This is a genomic window from Azospirillum sp. UENF 211521, assembly GCF_058780535.1.
The window spans coordinates 1,327,429-1,351,973 of sequence record NZ_JBSNCF010000001.1; the positions used below are offsets into that span (position 1 = coordinate 1,327,429).

General features: G+C 65.7%; 24 protein-coding genes and 2 tRNA genes. All 26 read left to right on the forward strand.

Annotation, left to right across the window (positions count from 1 at the left end; translation table 11 throughout):
* Positions 1–93: 93 nt before the first annotated feature.
* The 26 genes from lon to ACWPN5_RS06310 all read left to right on the forward strand — a co-directional run bounded on the left by lon (position 94) and on the right by ACWPN5_RS06310 (position 24,489).
* Positions 94–2,508 (forward strand): endopeptidase La, encoded by a 2,415-nt coding sequence (gene lon / locus ACWPN5_RS06185; protein ID WP_492294839.1) that lies wholly within the window; start codon positions 94–96, stop codon positions 2,506–2,508.
* 164 nt (positions 2,509–2,672) lie between these two features.
* Complete coding sequence (locus ACWPN5_RS06190) at positions 2,673–2,945, forward strand: HU family DNA-binding protein (protein WP_038528397.1); 273 nt, start codon at positions 2,673–2,675, stop codon at positions 2,943–2,945.
* 107 nt (positions 2,946–3,052) lie between these two features.
* Positions 3,053–3,127, forward strand: a tRNA-Val gene (locus ACWPN5_RS06195).
* 162 nt (positions 3,128–3,289) lie between these two features.
* Positions 3,290–3,366: transfer RNA gene (locus ACWPN5_RS06200), tRNA-Asp, on the forward strand.
* Positions 3,367–3,712: 346 nt separating this feature from the next.
* On the forward strand, positions 3,713–4,081 hold the full coding sequence (locus tag ACWPN5_RS06205; RefSeq protein WP_014240120.1) for an NADH-quinone oxidoreductase subunit A: 369 nt from the start codon (positions 3,713–3,715) through the stop codon (positions 4,079–4,081).
* Complete coding sequence (locus ACWPN5_RS06210; protein ID WP_492294841.1) at positions 4,072–4,614, forward strand: NuoB/complex I 20 kDa subunit family protein; 543 nt, start codon at positions 4,072–4,074, stop codon at positions 4,612–4,614. Before ACWPN5_RS06205 ends, ACWPN5_RS06210 begins: the two co-directional genes overlap by 10 nt.
* Positions 4,615–4,638: 24 nt before the next feature.
* Positions 4,639–5,268 (forward strand): NADH-quinone oxidoreductase subunit C, encoded by a 630-nt coding sequence (locus ACWPN5_RS06215; protein ID WP_014240122.1) that lies wholly within the window; start codon positions 4,639–4,641, stop codon positions 5,266–5,268.
* Positions 5,269–5,336: 68 nt separating this feature from the next.
* On the forward strand, positions 5,337–6,485 hold the full coding sequence (locus ACWPN5_RS06220; protein ID WP_035673062.1) for an NADH-quinone oxidoreductase subunit D: 1,149 nt from the start codon (positions 5,337–5,339) through the stop codon (positions 6,483–6,485).
* On the forward strand, positions 6,482–7,099 hold the full coding sequence (nuoE, locus tag ACWPN5_RS06225; RefSeq protein ID WP_145684843.1) for an NADH-quinone oxidoreductase subunit NuoE: 618 nt from the start codon (positions 6,482–6,484) through the stop codon (positions 7,097–7,099). Before ACWPN5_RS06220 ends, nuoE begins: the two co-directional genes overlap by 4 nt.
* Before the next feature lie 10 nt (positions 7,100–7,109).
* Positions 7,110–8,402: an NADH-quinone oxidoreductase subunit NuoF gene (gene nuoF, locus ACWPN5_RS06230; RefSeq protein ID WP_014240125.1), complete on the forward strand. Its 1,293-nt coding sequence runs from the start codon at positions 7,110–7,112 to the stop codon at positions 8,400–8,402.
* 15 nt (positions 8,403–8,417) lie between these two features.
* Positions 8,418–10,490, forward strand: a complete 2,073-nt coding sequence (nuoG, locus tag ACWPN5_RS06235; RefSeq protein WP_200476658.1) for an NADH-quinone oxidoreductase subunit NuoG — start codon at positions 8,418–8,420, stop codon at positions 10,488–10,490.
* Entirely contained in the window at positions 10,483–11,493 is a 1,011-nt protein-coding gene (nuoH, locus tag ACWPN5_RS06240; protein WP_014240127.1) for an NADH-quinone oxidoreductase subunit NuoH, read from the forward strand. Before nuoG ends, nuoH begins: the two co-directional genes overlap by 8 nt.
* Positions 11,494–11,587: 94 nt before the next feature.
* On the forward strand, positions 11,588–12,076 hold the full coding sequence (gene nuoI, locus ACWPN5_RS06245) for an NADH-quinone oxidoreductase subunit NuoI (protein WP_014240128.1): 489 nt from the start codon (positions 11,588–11,590) through the stop codon (positions 12,074–12,076).
* Between the two features lie 36 nt (positions 12,077–12,112).
* A complete protein-coding gene (locus ACWPN5_RS06250; RefSeq protein WP_114858448.1) occupies positions 12,113–12,727 on the forward strand; it encodes an NADH-quinone oxidoreductase subunit J in 615 nt (204 codons plus the stop codon).
* A gap of 2 nt (positions 12,728–12,729) precedes the next feature.
* The gene (gene nuoK / locus ACWPN5_RS06255; protein ID WP_014240130.1) at positions 12,730–13,038 is read left to right on the forward strand and encodes an NADH-quinone oxidoreductase subunit NuoK; all 309 of its coding nucleotides are present in this window, start codon (positions 12,730–12,732) and stop codon (positions 13,036–13,038) included.
* A 9-nt stretch (positions 13,039–13,047) separates the two neighbouring features.
* Complete coding sequence (gene nuoL / locus ACWPN5_RS06260) at positions 13,048–15,150, forward strand: NADH-quinone oxidoreductase subunit L (protein WP_200476659.1); 2,103 nt, start codon at positions 13,048–13,050, stop codon at positions 15,148–15,150.
* Between the two features lie 24 nt (positions 15,151–15,174).
* Positions 15,175–16,701, forward strand: coding sequence for an NADH-quinone oxidoreductase subunit M (locus tag ACWPN5_RS06265; RefSeq protein ID WP_014240132.1), 1,527 nt, complete (start codon positions 15,175–15,177; stop codon positions 16,699–16,701).
* A 10-nt stretch (positions 16,702–16,711) separates the two neighbouring features.
* Positions 16,712–18,160: an NADH-quinone oxidoreductase subunit NuoN gene (gene nuoN, locus ACWPN5_RS06270; protein WP_145684850.1), complete on the forward strand. Its 1,449-nt coding sequence runs from the start codon at positions 16,712–16,714 to the stop codon at positions 18,158–18,160.
* A complete protein-coding gene (locus ACWPN5_RS06275) occupies positions 18,157–18,951 on the forward strand; it encodes a biotin--[acetyl-CoA-carboxylase] ligase (RefSeq protein ID WP_145684853.1) in 795 nt (264 codons plus the stop codon). The genes nuoN and ACWPN5_RS06275 overlap by 4 nt, the downstream gene beginning before the upstream one ends.
* A gap of 3 nt (positions 18,952–18,954) precedes the next feature.
* Positions 18,955–19,728 carry a type III pantothenate kinase gene (locus ACWPN5_RS06280; RefSeq protein ID WP_145684855.1) on the forward strand — a complete coding sequence of 258 codons (774 nt, stop codon included), beginning with the start codon at positions 18,955–18,957 and terminating at the stop codon, positions 19,726–19,728.
* Positions 19,725–21,443, forward strand: a complete 1,719-nt coding sequence (locus ACWPN5_RS06285) for a ribonuclease J (RefSeq protein ID WP_492294846.1) — start codon at positions 19,725–19,727, stop codon at positions 21,441–21,443. Before ACWPN5_RS06280 ends, ACWPN5_RS06285 begins: the two co-directional genes overlap by 4 nt.
* 33 nt (positions 21,444–21,476) lie before the next feature.
* Positions 21,477–21,881, forward strand: a complete 405-nt coding sequence (mce, locus tag ACWPN5_RS06290) for a methylmalonyl-CoA epimerase (protein WP_145684866.1) — start codon at positions 21,477–21,479, stop codon at positions 21,879–21,881.
* A 28-nt stretch (positions 21,882–21,909) separates the two neighbouring features.
* Entirely contained in the window at positions 21,910–22,158 is a 249-nt protein-coding gene (locus tag ACWPN5_RS06295; protein WP_014240138.1) for a DUF1467 family protein, read from the forward strand.
* Positions 22,159–22,183: 25 nt separating this feature from the next.
* Entirely contained in the window at positions 22,184–22,783 is a 600-nt protein-coding gene (locus ACWPN5_RS06300) for a DNA-3-methyladenine glycosylase I (protein ID WP_492294848.1), read from the forward strand.
* Between the two features lie 414 nt (positions 22,784–23,197).
* Entirely contained in the window at positions 23,198–24,082 is an 885-nt protein-coding gene (locus tag ACWPN5_RS06305; protein ID WP_145684881.1) for a hypothetical protein, read from the forward strand.
* 8 nt (positions 24,083–24,090) lie between these two features.
* Positions 24,091–24,489 carry a hypothetical protein gene (locus ACWPN5_RS06310; protein WP_200476664.1) on the forward strand — a complete coding sequence of 133 codons (399 nt, stop codon included), beginning with the start codon at positions 24,091–24,093 and terminating at the stop codon, positions 24,487–24,489.
* The last annotated feature ends 56 nt before the right edge of the window (positions 24,490–24,545 follow it).

Consider the following 24,545-nt stretch of genomic DNA (forward strand, 5'->3'; position numbering starts at 1 on the left):
GCCGGTTTTCGATCCCTGTGCTCATCCCCCGAGGCGGGGGTCTTCCCAGGCCCATCCCGGGCTGACGGCGTCCCAATGAAAGAGGCCCAATCAATGTTCGAAATCCCTCGTGGTGCCCTCTATCCGGTCCTGCCGCTCCGCGACATCGTGGTTTTCCCCCACATGATCGTGCCTCTTTTCGTCGGCCGCGAGAAATCCGTGCGCGCCCTGGAAGACGTGATGAAGGACGACAAGCAGATCCTTCTCGTCACCCAGAAGAACGCCGCGCAGGACGATCCGACGCCGGCCGATATCTACAGCGTCGGCACCGTTGGGACCGTGTTGCAGCTGCTGAAGCTGCCCGACGGAACGGTGAAGGTGCTCGTGGAGGGCGGCCAGCGCGCGTCCATCACCAAGTTCGCCGAGAACGAGGATTTCTTCCAGGCCCACGCCGACCTCGTCGAGGAGAAGGTCGGGGAAAGCCAGGAGCTTGAGGCGCTGGGACGGGCCGTCGTCTCGCAGTTCGAGCAGTACATCAAGCTCAACAAGAAAATCCCGCCGGAGGTCCTGGTCTCGATCAACCAGATCGAGGAGCCGGGCAAGCTGGCGGACACCGTCGCCTCCCACCTCGCGCTGAAGATTCCGGAGAAGCAGCAGCTCCTGGAATGCGCCACGGTGTCGGAGCGGCTGGAGCGGGTCTATGCCTTCATGGAAGGCGAGATCGGCGTCCTGCAGGTGGAAAAGCGCATCCGCAACCGCGTCAAGCGGCAGATGGAGAAGACCCAGCGCGAGTACTACCTCAACGAACAGCTCAAGGCGATCCAGAAGGAACTCGGCGAGACCGAGGACGGCCGCGACGAGTCGGCCGAGTTGGAAGAGAAGATCAACAAGACCCGCTTCTCCAAGGAAGCCCGCGACAAGGCCCTGGCCGAGCTGAAGAAGCTGCGTTCCATGAGCCCGATGTCGGCCGAGGCGACGGTGGTGCGCAACTACCTGGACTGGATGCTGTCCATTCCGTGGAAGAAGCGCACCAAGGTGAAGAAGGACCTGAAACTCGCGCAGAAGATCCTCGACGCCGACCATTACGGCCTGGAGAAGGTCAAGGAACGCATCCTCGAGTATCTCGCGGTCCAGAACCGCATGAACAAGGTGAAGGGGCCGATCCTCTGCCTCGTCGGGCCGCCCGGCGTCGGCAAGACCTCGCTCGGCAAGTCGATCGCCAAGTCCACGGGCCGCAACTTCGTGCGCATGTCGCTCGGCGGCGTGCGGGACGAGGCCGAGGTCCGCGGCCACCGGCGCACCTACATCGGCTCGATGCCCGGCAAGGTCATCCAGGGCATGAAGAAGGCGAAGTCGTCCAACCCGCTGTTCCTGCTGGACGAGATCGACAAGCTCGGCGCCGACTGGCGCGGCGACCCGTCGTCGGCCCTGCTGGAGGTCCTCGACCCCGAGCAGAACGGCACCTTCAACGACCATTACCTGGAGGTCGACTACGATCTGTCGGACGTGATGTTCGTCTGCACGGCCAACACGATGCGCATGCCGCAGCCGCTGCTGGACCGCATGGAGATCATCCGAGTCGCCGGCTACACCGAGGATGAGAAGGTCGAGATTTCCAAGCGCCACCTGATCGAGAAGCAGGTGGAGGCCAACGGCCTCAAGAAGGGCGAGTTCGCCATCTCCGACGACGCGCTGCGTGACCTGATCCGCTACTACACGCGGGAAGCCGGCGTCCGCAGCCTGGAACGCGAGATCGCCAACCTCTGCCGCAAGGCCGTGAAGGAGATCCTGATGAAGGGCTCCGCCGGCGCCAAGGTCTCGGTCACCCGCCGGAACCTCGACAAGTACGCCGGTGTCCGCCGCTTCCACTTCGGCGAGGCGGAGCTTGAGGACTTGGTGGGCGTGACCACCGGTCTGGCCTGGACGGAAGTCGGCGGCGAGCTGCTCTCCATCGAGGCGGTTGCCCTGCCCGGCAAGGGCCGGGTGACCACCACCGGCAAGCTCGGCGACGTCATGAAGGAGTTGGTGCAGGCGGCCGAGAGCTACGTCAAGTCGCGCGCCACCGCCTTCGGCATCAAGCCGACGCTCTTCGAGAAGCGGGACATCCATGTCCACGTGCCCGAAGGCGCCACCCCGAAGGACGGTCCGTCGGCCGGCGTGGCGATGATCACCTCGATCGTGTCGGTCCTCACCGGCATCGCGGTCCGCAAGGATGTGGCGATGACCGGTGAGATCACCCTGCGCGGCCGGGTGCTGCCGATCGGCGGCCTGAAGGAGAAGCTGCTGGCCGCTCTGCGCGGCGGCCTCAAGCATGTGCTGATCCCGAAGGACAACGAGAAGGATCTCGCTGAGATCCCGGACAACGTGAAGCGCGGGCTGGAGATCATCCCGGTCAGCACGGTGGACGACGTCCTGAAGCACGCCCTGGTCCGCGCAGTCGAGCCGATCGAGTGGAAGGAGCCGGAAGCGGTCGAGCCGGCGGTCGCCAAGCCGCAGCCCGACGGCGGCGGCGAGGTGCTGCGTCACTGATCCCGTCCGGCGTTTAAAGCGCCGTTAAAGCGCCATCGCGCGTCGCATCGCCCGCCCGTCTGCAATTGACGGGCGGGCGATGTCGCGTTTATCGTTTGAAAGCGCGAAGTCATTGGGCGGCTTTGCTTCCATTTTCTTTGCCGAAGCGGGAAGGGGGGAAGTAAGTGAACAAAAACGATCTGGTGGCGCACGTCGCCGATGCTGTGGGTTTATCTAAAACTGATGCGACCAAGGCGGTCGATGCGGTTTTTGATGGCATCGCCGACTCGTTGAAGAACGGCGAGGAGGTCCGCCTGGTCGGCTTCGGCACCTTCGCGGTGTCCGAGCGCGCCGCCAGCGAGGGCCGGAACCCGCGCACCGGCGAGAAGATCGCCATCCCCGCGTCGAAACAGCCCAAGTTCAAGCCGGGCAAGACGCTGAAGGACGGTCTGAAGTGATGACGTCTTGAACGGCCGAGTCAATCCGGGCATAGTGCGCGCCGGTCAGCACCCGCTGGCCGGCTTTGCTTTTGTCTGAGCGGAACGTTCGGGCATTGGCGCGGCGCGGGCGATTAGCTCAGCGGTAGAGCATCTCGTTTACACCGAGAGGGTCGGGGGTTCGAAACCCTCATCGCCCACCAGCGCGCCCGGCCATCCGGACCGGCACTTTTCAAATTCGTGATTGACAGGCGATGCGTCGGGCGGATAGAAACCGCCCATCGGCGACGGGCGACTGCCCTGGACACTGCGCTGCGCCCCCTGACACGGACGCTTGTTTTGCGCAGTTGATGTCGCCGCGTTGCGCGGGTGTAGCTCAGTTGGTTAGAGCGCCGGCCTGTCACGCCGGAGGCCGCGGGTTCAAGTCCCGTCACTCGCGCCATTCTCCCATCATCTCCTCTCTCCTTTTCGTAATGAAAACGAAGCGTTCGCGGCTTTACCGACGGGCTCGTGATCCCTATATCCGGTTAGCTCGACCCGCATATCCGATAAGCCGGATAGAGAGAAGGGTCATTTAAAAAGTTTGGTAATACCAAGGACATCCGCTCATTTCCGCAGAGTGGATTCGTTGGCCGAAAGCGATTCAAAGCGCTTTCCTTGATCACGCTCTCGTCATATATTCCGGCCCGTCTGATGGGCTAATCCAAGGCATTCCAGCCACGACACCGCGCGTCGGCCGATTACGGGCCGTACCGGCGATCGTGGCGTGGGCTTATGGGAGGACCGCGGTGACCAACCCGCTGATCATTGAGTACCTTCCGATCCTGGTGTTCCTGTTGATCGGTATCGCGCTGGCCGTGGTGATGGTTGGCGCGTCTTACGTCATCAGCCCGAAGAATCCGGATTCGGAGAAGCTCTCCCCCTACGAGTGCGGCTTCGAGCCGTTCGAGGATGCCCGCACGAAGTTCGACGTGCGGTTTTACCTGGTCTCCATCCTCTTCATCATCTTCGACCTCGAGGTCGCCTTCCTGTTCCCGTGGGCCGTGGCGCTCGGGGACATCGGCCTGTTCGGCTTCTGGTCGATGATTGTGTTCCTGGGGATCCTGACCATCGGCTTCATTTATGAGTGGAAGAAAGGAGCTCTGGAATGGGAGTAGAGGCTGCCAAGCTGGCGCCGATTCCGCCCGGACCGGAACAGGACGCCTATCTCCGCGCGGTCACCGAGGAGATCCAGGAAAAGGGCTTCATCACGGCGAAGTACGAGGACGTGCTCGCCTGGGCCCGCACCGGTTCCCTGTGGCCGATGACCTTCGGTCTGGCCTGCTGCGCGGTGGAGATGATCCACGCCTACATGAGCCGGTACGACCTGGACCGCTTCGGCGTCATTCCGCGCCCCAGCCCACGCCAGTCCGACTGCATGATCGTGGCCGGCACGCTGACCAACAAGATGGCCCCCGCGCTGCGCAAGGTCTATGACCAGATGCCGGAACCGCGCTGGGTGATCTCGATGGGCTCCTGCGCCAACGGCGGCGGCTACTATCACTATTCCTACTCGGTGGTGCGCGGCTGCAACCGGATCGTTCCGGTCGATATCTATGTGCCGGGCTGTCCTCCGACCGCGGAAGCGCTGGTCTACGGCATTCTGCAACTCCAAAAGAAGATCCGGCGCGGCAACCGCATCGCTCGCTGAATAAGAAAAAGGCAGGTCCTGGCCATGTCCGAACAGGCGTTGAAGGAACTTGGGGACCATATCGCCGCGACGCTCGGCGATGACGTCCTGAAGGTCGAGCTGAAGCTTGGCGAGCTGATGGTGACCGTCCGCCGGCCCTCGCTCATCAAGTCGCTCACCTTCCTGCGCGACGATCCGACCTGCTCGTTCGAGCAGCTGCTCGACGTCACCGCTGTGGATTGGCCGGAGCGGGAGGAACGCTTCGAGGTCGTCTACATCCTTTTGAGCTACAAGCACAATCGGCGCCTCCGCGTGAAGGTCACGACCGACGAGGACACCCCGGTGGCTTCGGCCGTGCCGGTGTACAACGCGGCGGGCTGGTTCGAGCGTGAAACCTGGGACATGTTCGGGATCTTCTTCTCCGACCATCCGGACCTGCGCCGCATCCTGACCGATTACGGTTTCGAAGGTCACCCGTTGCGCAAAGACTTCCCGATGACGGGCTATGTCGAGTGCCGCTACGACGAGGACCAGAAGCGCGTCGTCTACGAACCCGTCCGCCTGACGCAGGATTTCCGCAGCTTCGACTTCCTGTCGCCCTGGGAAGGCATGACGAACGTGATGCTGCCCGGCGACGAGAAGGCCCAGGCCCCTGACACCGGGAGCAAGCCGTGACCATCGCCACGTCCGCACACCCCTCCGCCGGCCAGTCCGGCGGCAAGACCCAGATCAAGCCCTACACCATGAACTTCGGGCCGCAGCACCCTGCGGCCCACGGCGTGTTGCGTCTGGTGATGGAGCTGAACGGCGAGGTCGTCGAGCGCTGCGACCCGCACATCGGCCTGCTGCACCGCGGCACCGAGAAGCTGATCGAGTACAAGACCTATCTGCAGGCCGTTCCGTATTTCGACCGCCTGGACTACGTCAGCCCGATGTGCATGGAGCACGCCTATGTGCTCGGCATCGAGAACCTGCTGCAGATCAAGGCGCCGCTGCGCGCCCAGTACATCCGCGTCCTCTTCTCCGAGATCACGCGCATCCTGAACCACATCCTGTCGATCACCACCGGCGCGCTCGACGTCGGCGCGATCACGCCGGCGCTGTGGGGCTTCGAGGAACGCGAGATCCTCATGGAGTTCTACGAGCGTGTGTGCGGTGCGCGCCTGCATGCGAACTACTTCCGTCCCGGCGGCGTCGCCTGGGATCTGCCCGCTGGCCTGACCGACGACATCTGGGAGTTCACGGAGCGCTTCCCGAAGTTTGTTGACGACATTGACAATCTGCTGACGAACAATCGCATTTTCAAGCAGCGGACCGTCGACATCGGCGTCGTCACCAAGGAAGAGGCGTTCAACTGGGGCTTCACCGGCCCGATGCTGCGCGGTTCGGGCGTCGCCTGGGACCTGCGCAAGTCGCAGCCCTACGAAGTCTACGACCGCATGGACTTCGACGTGCCGGTCGGCCTGACCGGCGACTGCTGGGCGCGCTACCTCGTCCGCATGGAGGAGATGCGCCAGTCCAACCGCATGATCCGCCAGTGCCTGAAGGAGCTTCCCGAAGGCCCGGTGCGCGCGGAGGAGCGCAAGGTCTCCCCGCCGCCGCGCGGCGAGATGAAGCGGTCGATGGAAGCGCTGATCCATCACTTCAAGCTCTTCACCGAGGGCTTCCACGTCCCGGCGGGCGAAACCTACACCGCCATCGAGGCGCCGAAGGGCGAGTTCGGCGTGTATCTGGTCTCGGACGGCACGAACAAGCCGTACCGCTGCAAGATCCGCGCGCCGGGCTTCGCCCACCTGCAGGGCCTCGACTTCATGTCGAAGGGCCACATGCTGGCCGACGCGGTGGCCAACATCGCGTCCATGGACATCGTGTTCGGAGAAATTGACCGATGAGCGCCCCGGCTCACGACCCGGCCAAGGAGCCGGCCTCCTTCGCCTTCACTCCGGAAAATCTGGAACGGGCAAAGGCCATCATCGCGAAGTACCCGGCGGGCAAGCAGGCCAGCGCCTGCATGCCGCTGCTCGATCTGGCCCAGCGCCAGAGCGAGGGCTGGCTGCCGCGCGTCGCCATGGACGCCGTGGCCGACCTGCTCGGCATGCCGCGCATCCGCGTGTACGAGGTCGCGACCTTCTACACGATGTACAACAAGACCCCGGTCGGCAAGCACGTCATTCAGGTCTGCACGACCACGCCGTGCTGGCTGCGCGGGTCGGACGACATCGTGCACACCTGCGAGCGCAAGCTGGGCATCGGTGTCGGCGAGACGACGGCCGACGGCCAGTTCACGCTGCGCGAGGTCGAATGCTCGGGCGCCTGCGTCAACGCGCCGGTGGTCCAGATCGGCGACGACTATTATGAAGACGTCAGCCCGGAACACATGGAAAAGATCATCGACGCCCTCAAGGGCGGCGAGGTCCCCAAGCACGGCTCGCAGATCGGCCGGCAGTCCTCCGAACCGGTGGGCGGCCCGACGACTCTGAAGGCCTTCACCACCACGGCCGATTGAGGGGGATGCGATGCTTCGCGACGAGGACCGCATTTTCACCAACCTGTACGGCTACCAGAGCTTCGGCCTGGACGCCGCCCGGAAGCGTGGTGACTGGGACAACACCAAGGCCCTGATCGCCCAGGGCAAGGAATGGATCATCGAGCAGGTCAAGGAGTCCGGCCTGCGCGGGCGCGGCGGCGCCGGCTTCTCGACCGGCATGAAGTGGTCCTTCATGCCGAAGAACGTGACGGACAAGCCGGTCTACCTCGTCATCAACGCCGACGAGGGCGAGCCGGGCACCTGCAAGGACCGCGACATCCTGCGCCACGATCCGCACAAGCTGATCGAAGGCTGCCTGATCGCCGGTTTCGCCATCGGCGCGTCCGCCTGCTACATCTACATCCGCGGCGAGTTCTACAACGAAGGCTCCAACGTCCAGCGCGCCATCGACGAGGCGTACGAGGCGGGGCTGATCGGCAAGAACGCCTGCGGCACCGGTTACGACTACGACATCTACATCCACCGCGGCGCGGGCGCGTACATCTGCGGCGAGGAGACGGCGCTCATCGAGTCCATCGAGGGCAAGAAGGGCCAGCCGCGCAACAAGCCGCCGTTCCCCGCCCAGGCCGGTCTCTATTCCTGCCCGACCACGGTGAACAACGTCGAGTCCATCGCGGTGGTTCCGACCATCCTGCGCCGCGGTGCGGCGTGGTTCGCCGGTCTCGGCCGTCCGAAGAACACCGGCACCAAGCTCTTCTGCATCTCCGGGCACGTCAACAAGCCGTGCAACGTGGAAGAGGAGATGGGCATTCCGCTGAAGGAGCTGATCGAGAAGCACGCCGGCGGCGTGCGCGGCGGGTGGGACAACCTGCTGGCGATCATCCCCGGCGGCTCGTCGGTGCCGCTGCTGCCGAAGTCGATCTGCGACACGGTCCTGATGGACTTCGACAGCCTGCGCGACGTGCGGTCCGGCCTGGGCACCGCGGCGGTGATCGTGATGGACAAGTCCACCGACGTGGTGAAGGCCATCGCCCGCCTGTCCCAGTTCTACGCCCATGAGAGCTGCGGCCAGTGCACGCCGTGCCGCGAGGGCACCGGCTGGATGAACCGCATCATGCAGCGCATGGTGACCGGCAACGCGCGGGTCGAGGAAATCGACATGCTGCTGGAGGTCACCAAGCAGATCGAGGGGCACACCATCTGCGCGCTCGGCGATGCCGCGGCCTGGCCGATCCAGGGCCTGTTCCGGCATTTCCGGCCGGAGGTCGAGCGCCGCATCCTCGACTATCGCAACGCCGCCAAGTCCTTGGCGGCCGAGTAAGGAGCCCGGTTTCCCATGCCGAAACTCACCATCGACGGGATCGAGATCGAAGTCGAGCCGGGCACCTCGATCCTGCAGGCCTGCGAACAGCTGGGCATCGAGATCCCGCGCTTCTGCTACCACGAGCGTCTGAGCGTGCCGGCGAACTGCCGCATGTGTCTCGTGGAGATGGAGCGCGCGCCGAAGCCGGTGGCCGCCTGCGCCATGCCCTGCGGCGACGGGATGGTCGTCAAGACCAACACCGAGCTCGTGCACAAGGCCCGCAAGGGCGTCATGGAATTCCTGCTGATCAACCACCCGCTGGACTGTCCGATCTGCGACCAGGGCGGCGAGTGCGATCTCCAGGACCAGGCGATGGCCTACGGCTTCGACCGTGGCCGCTACGGCGAGAACAAGCGCGCCGTCCAGGACAAGTACATGGGGCCGCTGATCCGGACCGAGATGACGCGCTGCATCCACTGCACGCGCTGCATCCGCTTCGTGAACGAGATCGCCGGCGTTCCCGACCTCGGCGCGGTGAACCGCGGCGAGCACATGGAAATCACCACCTTCGTCGAGAAGGCCATCGGGTCGGAGCTGTCGGGCAACCTCGCCGACGTCTGTCCGGTGGGCGCGCTGCTGTCCAAGCCCTACGCCTTCACGGCCCGTCCGTGGGAGCTGCGCAAGACTGAGACGGTCGACGTGCTGGACGCGGTCGGCTCGAACATCCGGGTCGACACCCGCGGCCCCGAGGTGATGCGCGTCCTGCCGCGCGTCAACGAGGACGTCAACGAGGAGTGGATCGCCGACAAGACCCGCTTCGCCTATGACGGGCTGAAGCGCCAGCGTCTCGACCGCCCCTACGTCCGCAAGGACGGCAAGCTCCAGCCGGCAACCTGGGCCGAGGCCTTCCAGGCCGTCGCCGCCAAGGTCAAGGGTGTTCCGGGCAACCGCATCGCCGCGATCGCCGGCGATCTGGCCGACACCGAGTCCATGCTGGCGCTCAAGGAGCTGATGGCGGGCCTCGGCTCCGCCAACATCGACTGCCGCCAGGACGGCGCCCTGTTCGACACGTCGTCCCGTGCGGGCTACCTGTTCAACAGCGGCATTGCCGGGATCGAGCGGGCGGACGTCATCCTGCTGGTCGGCACCAACCCGCGTTGGGAAGCCACCATCGTCAACGCCCGCATCCGCAAGCGCTACCTGATGGGTGGCCTGAAGGTCGCGGTGATCGGCGAGGCCCGCGAGCTGACCTACCCGTATAGCCATCTCGGCACGGGCACCGAAGCCCTGCAGCAGCTCGTCGACGGCACGCACGCCTTCGCCGACGCGCTGCGCGGCGCCAAGAACCCGATGGTCATCCTCGGCGCCGGTGCCTTCCGCCGCAAGGACGGCGCCGCCGTCCAGGCCGCGGTGCGCAAGCTGGCCGAGACCTTCAACGTGGTTCAGGACGGCTGGAACGGCTTCAACGTGCTGCACACGGCGGCGTCCCGCGTTGGCGGTCTCGACATCGGCTTCCTGCCGGGCGAGGGCGGTCGCGGCACCGCCGGCATCGTCGAGGGGGCAGGGAAGGGCGAGATCGACGTGGTGTACCTGCTGGGCGCCGACGAGATCGACACCGCCGCGCTCGGCAACGCCTTCGTGGTCTACCAGGGCCACCACGGCGACAAGGGCGCCCACCGCGCCGACGTCATCCTGCCGGGTGCAGCCTACACCGAGAAGAACGCCCTCTACGTCAACACCGAGGGCCGCCCGCAGCAGGCGCGTCTCGCCACCTTCCCGCCCGGCGAGGCGCGGGAGGACTGGAAGATCCTGCGCGCCCTGTCGGAACAGCTCGGCCACAAGCTGCCCTACGACAGCCTGACGCAGATCCGTCGCCGTCTGGCCGAGGTCAACCCGGTCTTCGCGGCGGTCGGCACGGTCACGCCGGCCCCCTGGGCGCCGTTCGGCGTGGAAGGACTGGTCGACGACTCGCCCTTCTTCTCGTCGGTCGCGAACTACTACATGACCGATCCGATCAGCCGCGCCTCGGTGACCATGGCTCGTTGCGCCGAGACGTTTGTGAAGCACGCCGAGAGCGCTCAGGAGAGGACCGGTACCCATGGCTGAGTTCTGGAGCGGCTTCCTTCTGCCGCTGATCATCATCGTCCTCAAGATCCTGGCGATCGTCGTGCCGCTCCTGGTGGCCGTGGCCTTCATGACCTACGCCGAGCGTAAGATCATGGGCGCCATGCAGCTCCGCCAGGGTCCGAACATCGTCGGCCCGTTCGGGCTTCTGCAGCCTTTCGCGGACGGCCTGAAGCTGTTCGCGAAGGAGCAGATCCTGCCGGTCGGCGCGAACCGCTTCGTGTTCTACTTGGCGCCGATGCTGACCTTCTTCCTGGCGCTGGTCGCCTGGGCGGTCATCCCCTTCGACTACGGCATGGTGCTGGCTGACATCAACGTCGGCATCCTGTACCTGTTCGCGATCTCGTCGCTGGGCGTGTACGGCATCGTGATGGCCGGATGGGCGTCGAACTCGCGCTACGCCTTCCTCGGCGCGCTGCGCTCGGCGGCGCAGATGGTGTCCTACGAGGTCTCGATGGGCCTCGTCATCATCTCCGTCCTGCTCTGCGTCGGCTCGCTGAACCTGACGAAGATCGTCGAGGCGCAGGAGACGATCTGGTTCGCCATCCCGCTGCTGCCGATGTTCGTCATCTTCTTCATCTCGGCGCTGGCGGAAACCAACCGGTCGCCCTTCGACCTGCCGGAAGGCGAGTCGGAGCTGGTGGCCGGCTTCATGGTGGAATACAGCTCGGCCCCCTTCGCGCTCTTCTTCCTTGGCGAATACGCCAACATGATCCTGATGAGCGCGATGACCAGCATCCTGTTCCTGGGAGGCTGGCTGCCGCCGCTGCCGTTCGCGCCCTTCACGTGGATCCCCGGCCCGATCTGGTTCGCCCTGAAGATCGCCTTCTGCCTGTTCGTCTATGTGTGGGTCCGCGCGACCATGCCGCGCTACCGCTACGACCAGCTGATGCGTCTGGGTTGGAAGGTGTTCCTGCCGTTCTCGCTGCTGTGGGTCGTGCTGACGGCCGGCGTGCTGGTGACGTTCGGCTGGCTGCCGAAATGACCGGCGCCTGAACGGACCATCGGATCGAGTTTCAAAGAGAAAGCGCGGGCGCTACCCGGAACGGGGCGCCCGCTAGGAAGGAGACGAAGAGGCCATGGCGTTCCTCGATCGTGCGGCGCGCAGCCTGTTCCTGACCGAACTTTTGGGCGGCCTCGGGCTCACCCTGCGCTACATGTTCAAGCCCAAGGTGACCCTGAACTACCCGTTCGAAAAGGGCCCCATCAGCCCCCGCTTCCGCGGCGAGCACGTCCTGCGCCGGTATCCCGGCGGCGAGGAACGCTGCATCGCCTGCAAGCTGTGCGAGGCGGTGTGTCCGGCCCTGGCCATCACCATCGAGGCCGAACCGCGTGAGGACGGCAGCCGCCGCACCACGCGTTACGACATCGACATGACGAAGTGTATCTACTGCGGCTATTGCCAGGAGGCTTGCCCGGTGGACGCCATCGTGATGGGGCCGAACTTCGAGTTCTCCACCGAGAACCGTGAAGAGCTTTTCTACAACAAGCAGAAGCTGCTGGCGAACGGCGACCGCTGGGAAGCGGAAATCGCCCAGAACCTCGCGGCCGAGGCGCCGTACCGGTAAGTCTTTGCAGTGCGGTAAGCGGAAACGGGGATAACGATGATTGTTCAAGGCATCGCCTTCTACGTCTTTGCTGCGCTGCTGGTGGCCTCCGGTGTGATGGTCATCTCGGCGCGGAATCCGGTTCATTCGGTCCTTTATCTGGTCCTGGCCTTTTTCCAGGCCGCCGGCCTGTGCGTGCTGCTCGGGGCCGAGTTCATCGCGATGATCCTGGTGATCGTCTATGTGGGCGCGGTCGCAGTGCTGTTCCTGTTCGTGGTGATGATGCTCGACATCAACTTCCGCGAGCTGCGGGCGGGCGCGCTCCAGTACCTGCCGATCGGCGGGCTGATCGGTCTCATCCTGCTGGCCGAACTGGCCGCCGTTCTCGGCGGCTGGATCATCGCGCCGGCCGCGGAGAAGGCCGCCTCGGCGCCGGTTGCGGCGATGCCCGGTGCGACCAACACCGAGCAGCTCGGTCAGCTGATCTACACCCACTACGTCTATCTGTTCCAGGCGTCGGGCATCGTGCTGCTGATCGCCATGATCGGCGCCATCGTCCTGACCCTGCGTCAGCGCGAGGGTGTCCGGAAGCAGAACATCGGCTCCCAGCTCGCCCGTCGGCGCGAGGACGTGGTCGCCATCCGCAAGGTGCCGACCGGGGAGGGCGTGTGATCATGGAAATCGGTCTCGGGCATTATCTGACGGTCTCGGCCATCATCTTCACGCTCGGCGTCCTCGGCATCTTCCTCAACCGGAAGAACGTCATCATCATCCTGATGTCGATCGAGATGATGCTGCTCGCCGTGAACCTGAATCTGGTCTCGTTCTCGGTCTTCCTGAACGATCTGGTCGGGCAGGTCTTCTCCATGATCATCCTGACCGTCGCCGCCGCCGAGGCGGCCATCGGTCTCGCCATCCTGGTGGTGTACTTCCGCAACCGCGGCTCCATCCGGGTCGAAGACATCAATCTGATGAGGGGCTAAGGCAGCGCCATGGAAGTCCTTGTCGTATTCCTCCCGCTCCTGGCGTTCCTCGTCGCGGGTTCCATCGCCCTGTTCGGCGGGCCGAAGGCGGAGCCGGCGCATGCCGGCGGCCACGATCACCATGGGCATGACCACGGTCATGGCCACGACGCCCATGGGCACGGTGCGCACGCTCACGACGAGCATCACGATGATGCGCATCACGACGACGGGCACGACGACCATCACGTCGTCGCCGGGCCGCCCACCGTGGGCGACCGCGCCGCACAGTTCGTCACCACCGGTGCCGTCCTGCTCTCCGCGGTCCTGTCCTGGGTGCTGTTCTTCGACGTCGCCGTCGGCGGCCATCCCCGCACGATCGAGCTGATGAGCTGGATTCGCAGCGGCGGCCTGGACCTGTCCTGGGCGCTGCGCGTCGACCAGCTCACCGCGGTCATGCTGGTGGTGGTCAACACCGTCTCGTCGATGGTCCACCTCTACTCCATCGGCTACATGGCCGAGGACCCGCAGAAGCCGCGCTTCATGGGCTACCTGTCGCTGTTCACCTTCGCCATGCTGATGCTGGTGACGGCCGACAACCTCGTGCAGCTCTTCTTCGGCTGGGAAGGCGTGGGTCTCGCCTCCTACCTGCTCATCAACTTCTGGTACGAGAAGCCCTCGGCCAACAACGCGGCGATCAAGGCGTTCCTGGTCAACCGCGTCGGCGACTTCGGCTTCGTGCTCGGCATCTTCGCGATCTTCGTGCTGACGGGCTCCGTCCAGTTCGACGCGATCTTCGCCAAGGCGCCGGAGCTGGCCGGCCAGACGCTGCATTTCCTCAGCTGGAACTTCGACGCGCTGACCATCACCTGCCTGCTGCTCTTCATCGGCGCCATGGGCAAGTCGGCCCAGCTCGGCCTGCACACCTGGCTGCCGGACGCCATGGAGGGCCCGACCCCGGTGTCGGCGCTCATCCACGCGGCCACCATGGTGACCGCCGGCGTGTTCATGGTCTGCCGCCTGTCCCCGGTCTTCGAATACGCCCCGACGGCGCTGGAGATCGTGGCCGTGGTCGGCGCCCTGACGGCCTTCGTCGCGGCGACCATCGGGTTCACCCAGTTCGACATCAAGCGCGTCATCGCCTATTCGACCATGAGCCAGCTCGGCTACATGTTCTTCGCCGCGGGCGTCTCCGCCTACGGCGCGGCGATGTTCCACCTGTTCACGCATGCCTTCTTCAAGGCCCTGCTGTTCCTCGGCGCCGGCTCGGTGATCCACGCCCTGCACCATGAGCAGGACATGCGCAACATGGGCGGCGTCTGGCGGAAGATCCCCTTCACCTACGCGGTGATGTGGATCGGCAACCTCGCGCTGGCCGGTCTGCCTTTCTTCGCCGGCTACTACTCCAAGGACATGATCCTGGAGGCGGCCTTCGCCTCGGCCAGCCCGGTCGGCAAGTTCGCCTTCGCGCTCGGCATCGCCGCGGCCCTGCTGACCGCCTTCTACTCCTGGCGCCTGCTGTTCATGACCTTCCACGGCAAGCCGCGGATGGAGAAGTCGGTCTTCGACCACGCCCATGAATCGCCGATCGTCATGCTGATCCCGCTGGGCGTCCTGGCCGTGGGCGCGCTGTTCGCCGGCTTCGGCTTCCACGAGCTGTTCATCGGCCACAGCATGGAGCATTTCTGGGGCAAGACCATCCTGGTGTTGGCGGACAACAACAGCATCGAGGCGGCCCATCACCACACCCCGGGCTGGGTCAAGCTGGCTCCGCTGGTCGTCGGCCTGATCGGCATCGCGCTCGCCTACATCATGTACATGGCGATCCCGGGCCTGCCCGAGAAGGTCGCCGGCACGTTCCGTGGCGTGCACCAGTTCCTGTACAACAAGTGGTATTTCGACGAGCTGTACGACCGTCTGTTCGTGCGTACGGCCAAGTATCTGGGCTACGGCCTGTGGAAATCCGGCGACGGCGCCGTGATCGACGGTGTCGGTCCGGACGGGATCGCCGCCGTCACCCGCGACGTCGCGGCGCGCGCCAGCCGCCTCCAGTCCGGCTACGTCTATCACTACGCTTTCGCGATGGTGATCGGCGTGGTGCTGCTGGTCGCCTGGCTGTCTGTGTTCGGTTGAGCGGTTTGAAGGGGAACAAGAACAATGGCTAGCTGGCCGCTCCTGTCGTTCACGACCTTCCTGCCGCTGGCCGGTGTGGCGCTGATCCTGCTCTTCTGCAGGGGCAACACGCCGGATGTGGTTCGGAACGTCCGTTACGTCGCGCTCTGGACGACGGTCATCACCTTCGTCCTGTCGCTGTTCATCTGGTTCAACTTCGACCCGCGCAACCCGGGCTACCAGCTCGTGGAGAAGGCGGCGTGGATTCCCGAGTTCGGGATCTCCTACCACATGGGTGTGGACGGCATTTCGATGCTGTTCGTCATCCTCTCCACCTTCCTGATGCCGCTCTGCATCCTCTCCTCCTGGGAGGCGGTGCAGACCCGGGTGAAGGAATACATGATCGCCTTCCTCGTGCTGGAAACCCTCATGGTGGGGATGTTCTGCGCGCTGGATTTCGTCCTCTTCTACATGTTCTTCGAGGGCGTGCTGATCCCGATGTTCCTGATCATCGGTGTCTGGGGCGGCGCGCGGCGCGTCTACGCGGCGTTCAAGTTCTTCCTCTACACGCTGCTCGGTTCGGTCCTGATGCTGCTGGCCATCCTGGCCATGTACTTCGCGGCCGGCACGACGGACATCCCGACGATCACGGCGACCCATTTCCCGCGCAACATGCAGCTCTGGCTGTGGCTGGCCTTCTTCGCGTCCTTCGCGGTGAAGGTGCCGATGTGGCCGGTGCACACCTGGCTCCCCGACGCGCACGTCGAAGCGCCGACCGCCGGGTCGGTCATCCTGGCCGGCGTTCTGCTGAAGATGGGCGGCTACGGCTTCCTGCGCTTCAACATCCCGATGCTGCCCGAGGCGACCGAGTATTTCGCCCCGATGGTCTACGCCCTGTCGATCGTAGCGGTGATCTACACCTCCCTCGTCGCCCTGGCGCAGGAGGATATGAAGAAGCTGATCGCCTACTCGTCCGTCGCCCACATGGGCTTCGTCACCATCGGCATGTTCGCGCTGAACCAGCAGGGCATCGAGGGCTCGATCTTCACGATGCTGTCGCACGGCATCGTCTCGGGCGCGCTCTTCCTCTGCGTCGGCGTCGTCTATGACCGGCTGCACACCCGCGAGATCGCCCGCTACGGCGGTCTGGTGAAGAACATGCCGAAATACGCGGTGGTCTTCCTGTTCATGACCATGGCCTCGGTCGGCCTGCCGGGCACCTCCGGCTTCGTCGGCGAGTTCCTGGTCCTGCTCGGCGCCTTCCGCGACAACACCTGGGTCGCCTTCCTGGCCGCCACCGGCCTGATCCTGGGCCCGGCCTACGCGCTGTGGCTGTTCCGCCGCGTCGTGTACGGCAAGCTGGTCAAGGCGGACGTCCGCGCGATGTTCGACCTGAACACCCGCGAGGTTGCCATCTTCCTGCCGCTGATCGTCGTGGTGCTGTGGATGGGCGTCTACCCGAACAGCTTCCTGAACGTCACTTCGGCGTCGGTCGGGCAGCTGATCCAGACCTACCAGACCAAGCTGGCCGCCGCTCAGGGCGGGGCCGACGTCTCCGTCGCCGCGCGCTAGAGGTTCCGACATGACCGCTGTGTTTCCCGACATCTGGCCGGCCCTGCCGGAAATCTTCCTCGCCTGCGCCGGCATGGCCCTGCTGCTGATCGGCGTGTTCCGCGGCGACGGCTTCACGCGCCCCATCGGCTACATGACGATGGTGGCGCTGCTGCTGGCCGCCATATTGACCATGGGCTACGGCACCGGCCGGGTCGTCACCTTCAACGGCCTCTTCGTGATGGACGCCTTCGGCGTCTTCATGAAGGTGCTGATCCTCGTCGCCGCCTCGCTGTCGGTCCTCCTCGCGCTCGGCTTCAACGAGCGCGAGAAGATGGCCCGGTTCGAGTTCCCGGTGCTGATGCTCTTCGCAACGCTCGGCATGCTGATGATGGTGTCGGCCAACGACCTCATCTCCCTCTATGTCGGGCTGGAGACGCAGAGCCTCGCGCTCTACGTCATCGCCGCCTTCCGCCGCGACAGCGCCAAGTCGTCGGAAGCGGGCCTGAAGTACTTTGTGCTCGGCTCGCTCTCCTCGGGCATGCTGCTGTACGGCGCCTCGATGGTCTACGGCTTCGCCGGCACGACCTCCTTCGACAAGATCGCCGCCCTGTTCGCCGGCGGCGCGCATCCGTCGGTGGGCGTCATCATCGGTCTGGTCTTCGTCGCCGCCGGCCTGGCCTTCAAGATTTCCGCCGTTCCGTTCCACATGTGGACGCCGGACGTCTACGAGGGCGCACCGACCCCGGTCACGGCCTTCTTCGCCGCCGCCCCGAAGGTCGCCGCCATCGCGCTGTTCACCCGCCTGCTGATCGAGCCGTTCGGTCATCTGGCCCACCAGTGGCAGCAGATCATCATCGTCAGCTCGATCCTCTCGATGTCGCTCGGCGCCTTCGCGGCGATCACCCAGAGCAACATCAAGCGGCTGATGGCCTACAGCTCCATCGGCCACGTCGGCTACGCCCTGGTCGGCCTCGCGTCCGGCACCCAGGAAGGCGTGCGCGGCGTGCTGATCTACATGGCGGTCTACATCGTCATGAACATCGGCACCTTCGCGGTCATCCTGTGCATGAAGCAGCAGGGCCGCATGGTCGAGGAGATCAAGGACCTCGCCGGCCTGTCGCGCACCAACCCGCTGCTGGCGGGTGCGATGGCGGTGTTCATGTTCTCCATGGCCGGCATCCCGCCGATGGCCGGCTTCTTCAGCAAGCTTTACGTCTTCCTCGCCGCCATCGAGGCGCAGCTCTACACGCTGGCGGTGATCGGCGTGCTGACCAGCGTCGTGGGCGCCTTCTACTATCTGCGCATCATCAAGATCATGTACTTCGATGAGCCGGTTGAGGCGTTCGACAAGATCAACGACGACGGGATGACGGGCATCCTGGTCGCCACCGGCCTGTTCACTCTGCTGTTCTTCGTGGTTCCGGCGCCGATCCTGAACTACGCGGCGGCGGCGGCGGCCTCGCTGTTCGCCGGATGACGGCAGGCAACGAAGCGGAGGCGGCGCGTTTGCGCCTGCCTCCGGGCTTCCGGGTGATGGCCTTCGACTCCGTCGGCAGCACGAACGACGAGGCGAAGGCCTTTGCGCGTTCAGGGGCGGCCGAAGGCACCATCGTCTGGGCCAAGCGGCAGGAGTCGGGCCGCGGCCGCCGCGGCCGGGCCTGGACCTCGCCGGAAGGCAATCTCTACAGTTCCACCATTCTGCGTCCCTCGCGCCCGCCGGCCGAGGCGGCGCAGATTTCGTTCGTGGCGGCGCTTGCGATCGCCGACACCGCTGCCGCCGTCCTTCCCGATCCCGACGGGGTGCGCTGCAAGTGGCCGAACGACGTGCTGGTGAACGGTCGCAAGCTGTCCGGCATCCTGCTCGAGTCGGAGGCCTCGGCCGGGGGAGGGGTCTCCTGGCTGGTGCTCGGCGTCGGCATCAACCTGCGGCATTTTCCCGAAGGCACGGATTACGCGGCCACCTCGCTGGCGGCGGAGGGCGCCCCGTCGCTCCAGCCTTCGGCGCTCCTGGAAATCTATGCCGAGCAGTTGGCGCGCTGGTACGGGCTGTGGACGGAGCATGGCTTCGGCCCGGTGCGCGCCGCTTGGCTGAAGCGGGCGCGGGGTCTGGGCGAGCCCATCGTCGTCCGTCTGCCGGACCGCACGCTGACTGGCACCTTCGCCGATCTGGACAGCGACGGCGTTCTGTTGCTTGATCGGGATGACGGGGCGGGGCGCCAGCGCATCGCCGCCGGAGACGTGTTTTTCCCACCCGCGGTGGAGACCTGAGAGATGCTGCTCGCCATCGACGCCGGAAACACCAACGTGGTGTTCGCGATCTATGAGGGCGACGAACAGCGCGGCCTGTGGCGCACGGCGACCGACAAGAAGCGCACCGCCGACGAGTACATGGTGTGGCTGACCCACTTGATGGCGCTGAAGGGGATGGGGCCGGCGGACATCGACAGCACCATCATCGCCAGCGTGGTGCCCGGCGCCACCTTCAACCTGAAGCGCCTGTGCAAGGACCATTTCGGCTGCGAACCGCTGGTGGTCGGCCAGCCGGACGTCGATCTCGGCACCCGCGCGCTGGTCGACCGCCCCGAGGAGGTCGGCGCCGACCGGTTGGTCAACACGGTGGCTGCCGCGGCGACCTACCAGACGCCGCTGATCGTCATCGACTTCGGGACGGCGACGACCTTCGACGTGGTCGACCGCGACGGCAACTACCGCGGCGGCGTCATTGCGCCGGGGTTGAACCTGTCGCTGGAGGCGCTGCAGATGGCGGCGAGCAAGCTGCCCCGCGTGGAGATCCAGCAGCCGGGCCACGTCATCGGCACCAACACCGTCGAATGCATGCAGTCCGGCGTCTTCTGGGGTTACGTCGGCCTGATCGAAGGGCTGGTCAACCGCATCCGGGCGGAGTACGGCGAGCCGATGACGGTCGTCGCGACCGGAGGGCTGGGTGTGCTTTTCGCCAAGGCAACCCATGTAATCGAACACACCGACGGCGAACTCACGCTGCGCGGCCTCCTCCTGATCCACAAGCGCAACACGGCCCAATGACCCATCCCGACTCCGCTCCCTCCGTCCACCCGGTCGAGGGAGACGGCGACCTGTTCGCTCCCGAGGACGACGCGCTCTACTTCCTGCCGCTGGGCGGTTCGGGCGAGATCGGCATGAACCTCAACCTCTACGGCCATCGCGGCAAGTGGTTGATGGTGGATCTCGGCATCTCCTTCGCGGACGACACGATGCCGGGGCTGGACGTCATCATGCCGGACCCCGCCTTCATCGCGGAGCGACGGCACGACCTTGTGGGCATCGTGGTCACCCACGCGCACGAGGATCACCTGGGGGCCATCCAGTATCTGTGGCCGCAGCTCCGCGTGCCCGTCTACTGCACGCCCTTCACCGCGGCCGTCCTGCGCGCCAAGCTGCACGAGCGCGGGCTCGCCGGGGTGGTGCCGGTGCATGAGGTGGCGCTGGGCAGCACCATCGAGGTCGGCCCCTTTTCAGTCGAATACGTGACGGTCACCCATTCCATCCCGGAGCCCAACGCCCTGGCGATCCGCACCGCCGCCGGCACCGTGCTGCACACCGGCGACTGGAAGCTCGACCCAGAGCCGCTGGTGGGGAAGGCCGCCGACGAGGAGCGGCTGCGCGCCATCGGCGACGAGGGCGTGCTGGCGCTGATCGGCGACAGCACCAACGCCCTGGTGCCCGGCAGCTCCGGGTCGGAAGGGAGCGTGCGCAAGACGCTGACCGAGCTGATCGGACAGTTTCCCGACGTGCGTGTCGCGGTGAGCTGCTTCGCGACCAACGTCGCGCGGCTGGAGAGCATCGCTCACGCGGCGGCGGCGCACGGGCGCCACGTCGCTCTGGTCGGGCGATCGATGTGGCGGATCAACGAGGCCGCGCGCTCCAACGGCTACCTCGCCGACCTGCCGGCCTTCCTGACCGAGCATGACGCCAACTACGTGCCGCGCGACAAGCTGGTGCTGGTCTGCACCGGCAGCCAGGGGGAGCCGCGCTCCGCGCTCGCCCGCATCGCGTCGGACGACCATCCGCAGGTGTCGCTGCAGCGCGGCGATGTGGTGATCTTCTCCTCGCGCGAGATTCCCGGCAACGAACGGGCCATCGGCCGCATGCAGAATATGCTGGTCGGGCAGGGCATCCGCATCGTCACCGCCGACGAGGCGCCGGTTCATGTGTCCGGCCACCCGGCGCAGGACGAGCTGGTCCGCATGTACCAGTGGGTGCGCCCGCGCATCGCCATGCCGGTCCACGGCGAGCAGCGCCACCAGCTGGAGCACGCCAAGCTGGCCCGCGCCTGTCAGGTGCCGGAGGCTCTGGTGCCCGGCAACGGCGACCTGATCCGTCTGACGCCCGACGCGCCGCCGCGCGTGGTGGCCCAGGTGCGGGCCGGTCGCATGGCGCTGGACGGCAAGCGGCTGATCCCGCTCGACACCGGGCTGATGCGGGCGCGTCACCGGATGGTCCACAACGGCGCCGCCGTCGTCACGCTGGTGATGAACGGCAAGGGTGAGCTGGTGACCGCGCCGCAGATCGCGGTGATGGGGCTGCTCGACGACTCGGCGGACCGCGACATGCTGCTCGATGTGGTGGACGCGGTGCGCGAGGCCGTCGCCGAGATGCCGAAATCGGCGCGGTCGGACGACGAGCAGGTGCGCGCCGCCGCCCGGATCGCCGTCCGCCGCTGCTTCAACGCGACGCACGGCAAGAAGCCGGTGACCGACGTCCATCTGGTCCGTGTATAAATCTTTGCGACGTTACGCCTTTCGGGAGGACCCATGATCGGGAAGCTGAACCACGTCGCCATCGTCGTGCCGGACCTGACGGCGGCGACCGCGCTCTACCGCGACACGCTGGGTGCGGCGGTGTCGCAGCCGGTGGACCTGCCGCCGCACGGCGTCACCGTCGTCTTCGTCGAGCTGCCCAACACGAAGATCGAGCTGCTCCATCCCTTCGGCGAGTCGTCGCCGATCGCCGGCTTCCTCCAGAAGAACCCGTCGGGCGGCATCCACCACATCTGCTACGAGGTGGACGACATCCTGGCCGCCCGCGACCGGCTGAAGGCGCAGGGCGCCCGCGTGCTGGGCGATGGCGAGCCGAAGATCGGCGCCCACGACAAGCCGGTGCTGTTCCTGCACCCCAAGGACTTCTGCGGCACCCTGGTGGAGCTGGAGCAGGCCTGAGGCAAGGCGCGAAGACCGGAGGCATGCGATGGGCTGGGTGACGGGCATCAGCGTCTATGTGGTCGTCTGGTGGGTGGTGCTGTTCGCGGTGCTGCCCTGGGGCGTGCGCACCCCGGCTCAGCCCGAGCCGGGCATGGCGAGCAGCGCCCCGGAACGCCCGCGCATCCTCCTGAAATTCGCCGCCACGACGCTGGTCGCGGCGGTGGTCTGGCTGGTCATCTTCGGCATCGTGCAGTCGGATCTGATTTCCTTCCGCGAGATGGCCAAGCCGCACTGATCCCCCTCCCGGAAGGAGCCTCTGCGTGAGCCTGACCTACTGCGACGCGGCACCGGGCCACGCGCATCACGGCCCCTACCACGACGCCGAATACGGATTCCCCAGCGCCGACGACCAAGTGCTGTTCGAGCGGCTGGTGCTGGAAATCAATCAAGCCGGCCTGTCCTGGCTGACCATCCTGAAGAAGCGCGAGGCTTTCCGCGCCGCCTTCGACGGCTTCGACATCGACCGCGTCGCCGCCTATGGCGAGGCGGAGCGGGAGCGGCTGCTCGCCGATCCCGGGATCATCCGCAACCGCCTGAAGATCGACGCCGCCATCGAGAACGCGCGGCGGATCGTGGCCTTGCGCGGAACGCACGGGTCTTTCGAGGGCTGGCTGCGCGCCCATCACCCTTTGGGCAAGGCGGACTGGGTCCGGTTGTTCAAGCGGACCTTTCGTTTCACCGGCGGCGAGATCACCGGCGAATTTCTGATGAGTCTCGGCTATTTGCCGGGCGCGCATCAGCCCGGCTGTCCGGTCTGGTCCGAGGTCGCCGCGCTCGATCCTCCTTGGATGGTCGCCGTTCGGCAGGGGTTCGCAGGATACGACGCTTATAAAGCGGGCATATCGGCGCCTATGACGTAATCAACCGCCTATGTCTTGGGCGAAATCTACGAATTCTTTGCTGACGACTTGGTTTAGTCCAAATTCCGTCTTGTCATCGGGTGGGGTCGGGTTCAATGTATTTGGTGTGACGAGAGGGGTTCTTCCCTCTTTTCCGACGCCTGGTGGCGATTCCTCCCTAAACCTCGGGCCGCGCCGCGATCGCCGCGCGGTCCTTTTTTCGTCCCGGCCCGCTCACAGTGCCGACGCCGGCGTTCGTCTGTAGGCGGACGCAGCGTTGTGCTACGGTACAGAATGAATTAACCCTTTGCGGGTATAGCTCATCCAACTGTGCAGGAGGCGGGCGAGCGTCCGGTCCGGCTTTGGATTCACATGCGGCGGTGTTCGCAGCCGGACTTTGCGGCCGTCAGCGGGGAGAACGATGCCGAGGCGCCGATGACCGCGGGTGACAACGAGAAGTTCGAGCAGTTCGCGGCCATTCTGACCACCGAACTGCTTGACCGCACCCGCAAGAGTCTTGAACTGCTGACCCCCGAAGAGCAGCCGGCGGCCAAGCTCCCCTTTGCGCTGACTCCGTCCTTTCAGGAAATCTACGCCGAACTGGTGCGCGTCGGGATTTTCCCGGTTCTGCTCAGCCGCCGTCCGGTGCGGGCCATCGTCGGCGATGTGGATTGGCCACGCGACGGGCGCGATTATCTGCTGACCGTCCTCGACGACCGCTCCAACGCCGTCTTCACCGCCTGGGATTACGCCTGGGACGCGTTGTGGGACGAACGGAAGGTGGGGGCGGACAGCGGCTCCTCGGCGCCGGCCAAGAAAAAGGGCTTCTTCGCGTCGCTGTTCGGGCGCAAGGCGGACAAGCCGGAACGGAAGACCAGCGAGCAGGGTGCGGAGGGCGACGTGATGGCCGGCCTCTACACCATGCTGAACGAGCAGGCGGAGCGGCGCGGCTACCTGCCGCTGTTCCACGACGACATCAAGGTTCTGAAGGGTCTGGTCCGCGTGAAGCCGGCCCGCATCTTCCAGGCCTGGAAGGAAATCAACCAGTACCACCACCAGGAATTCTACCTGTCGGGCCAGGATCAGGCCAAGCCGGGGGTGACCTCGGACTGCCTTCAGAAATGGCACTACAACCTGCCGGACCGGATCGGCGAGTTCCTGGTGCTGAAAGCGGCGGTCGACATGGAGTTCGTGAACAAGCCTTTCCTCGGCAAATACATCCGCCAGTCGGCCCGCACCCAGGAGGAGGCGGAGAAGGGCATGCCTTATCTCGCCACCTACTGGAAATCCATGAAACAGTCCGCCGCCGCCCAAGGCTGAGGTCCGCCATGATCCGCCGCTCCGCTCCCCTTCTCGTCGCCTTGCTGACGCTGTCCGGCGGGGCGTCGGCGCAGCCGATCGACCTGTCCGCCTGCCAGTTCCTGACCGCCCATCGCCCGGCGGCGGGGGTGGAGTACACGCCGGGCGTGGACGTGACGGGCAAGGCGGTGGCCCCCGCCGACCTGCCGGGCTCGGCCGGGGCTGCGCCGCCGCTGGAGCGCTTCGACATCCCGGTGACGGTCGATTTCGCCCGTCGCATGGGCTTTCCGGTGCCGCAGGGTGGGGCGGCGCCGGGCGTCGAGGTCGGCTATCTGACCTGGTACGCCAACCGTCTCTACTTCAACGGCCAGCCCATCGGCGCGCCGAGCGAGGCGGAGGTCTACGCCTATTGCCGCACCGCCCGATAGGCCGAAGCGCCCGTCGCTGCACGCCGTGACGATGGACAAGCGCGCGGTGGCTTCCT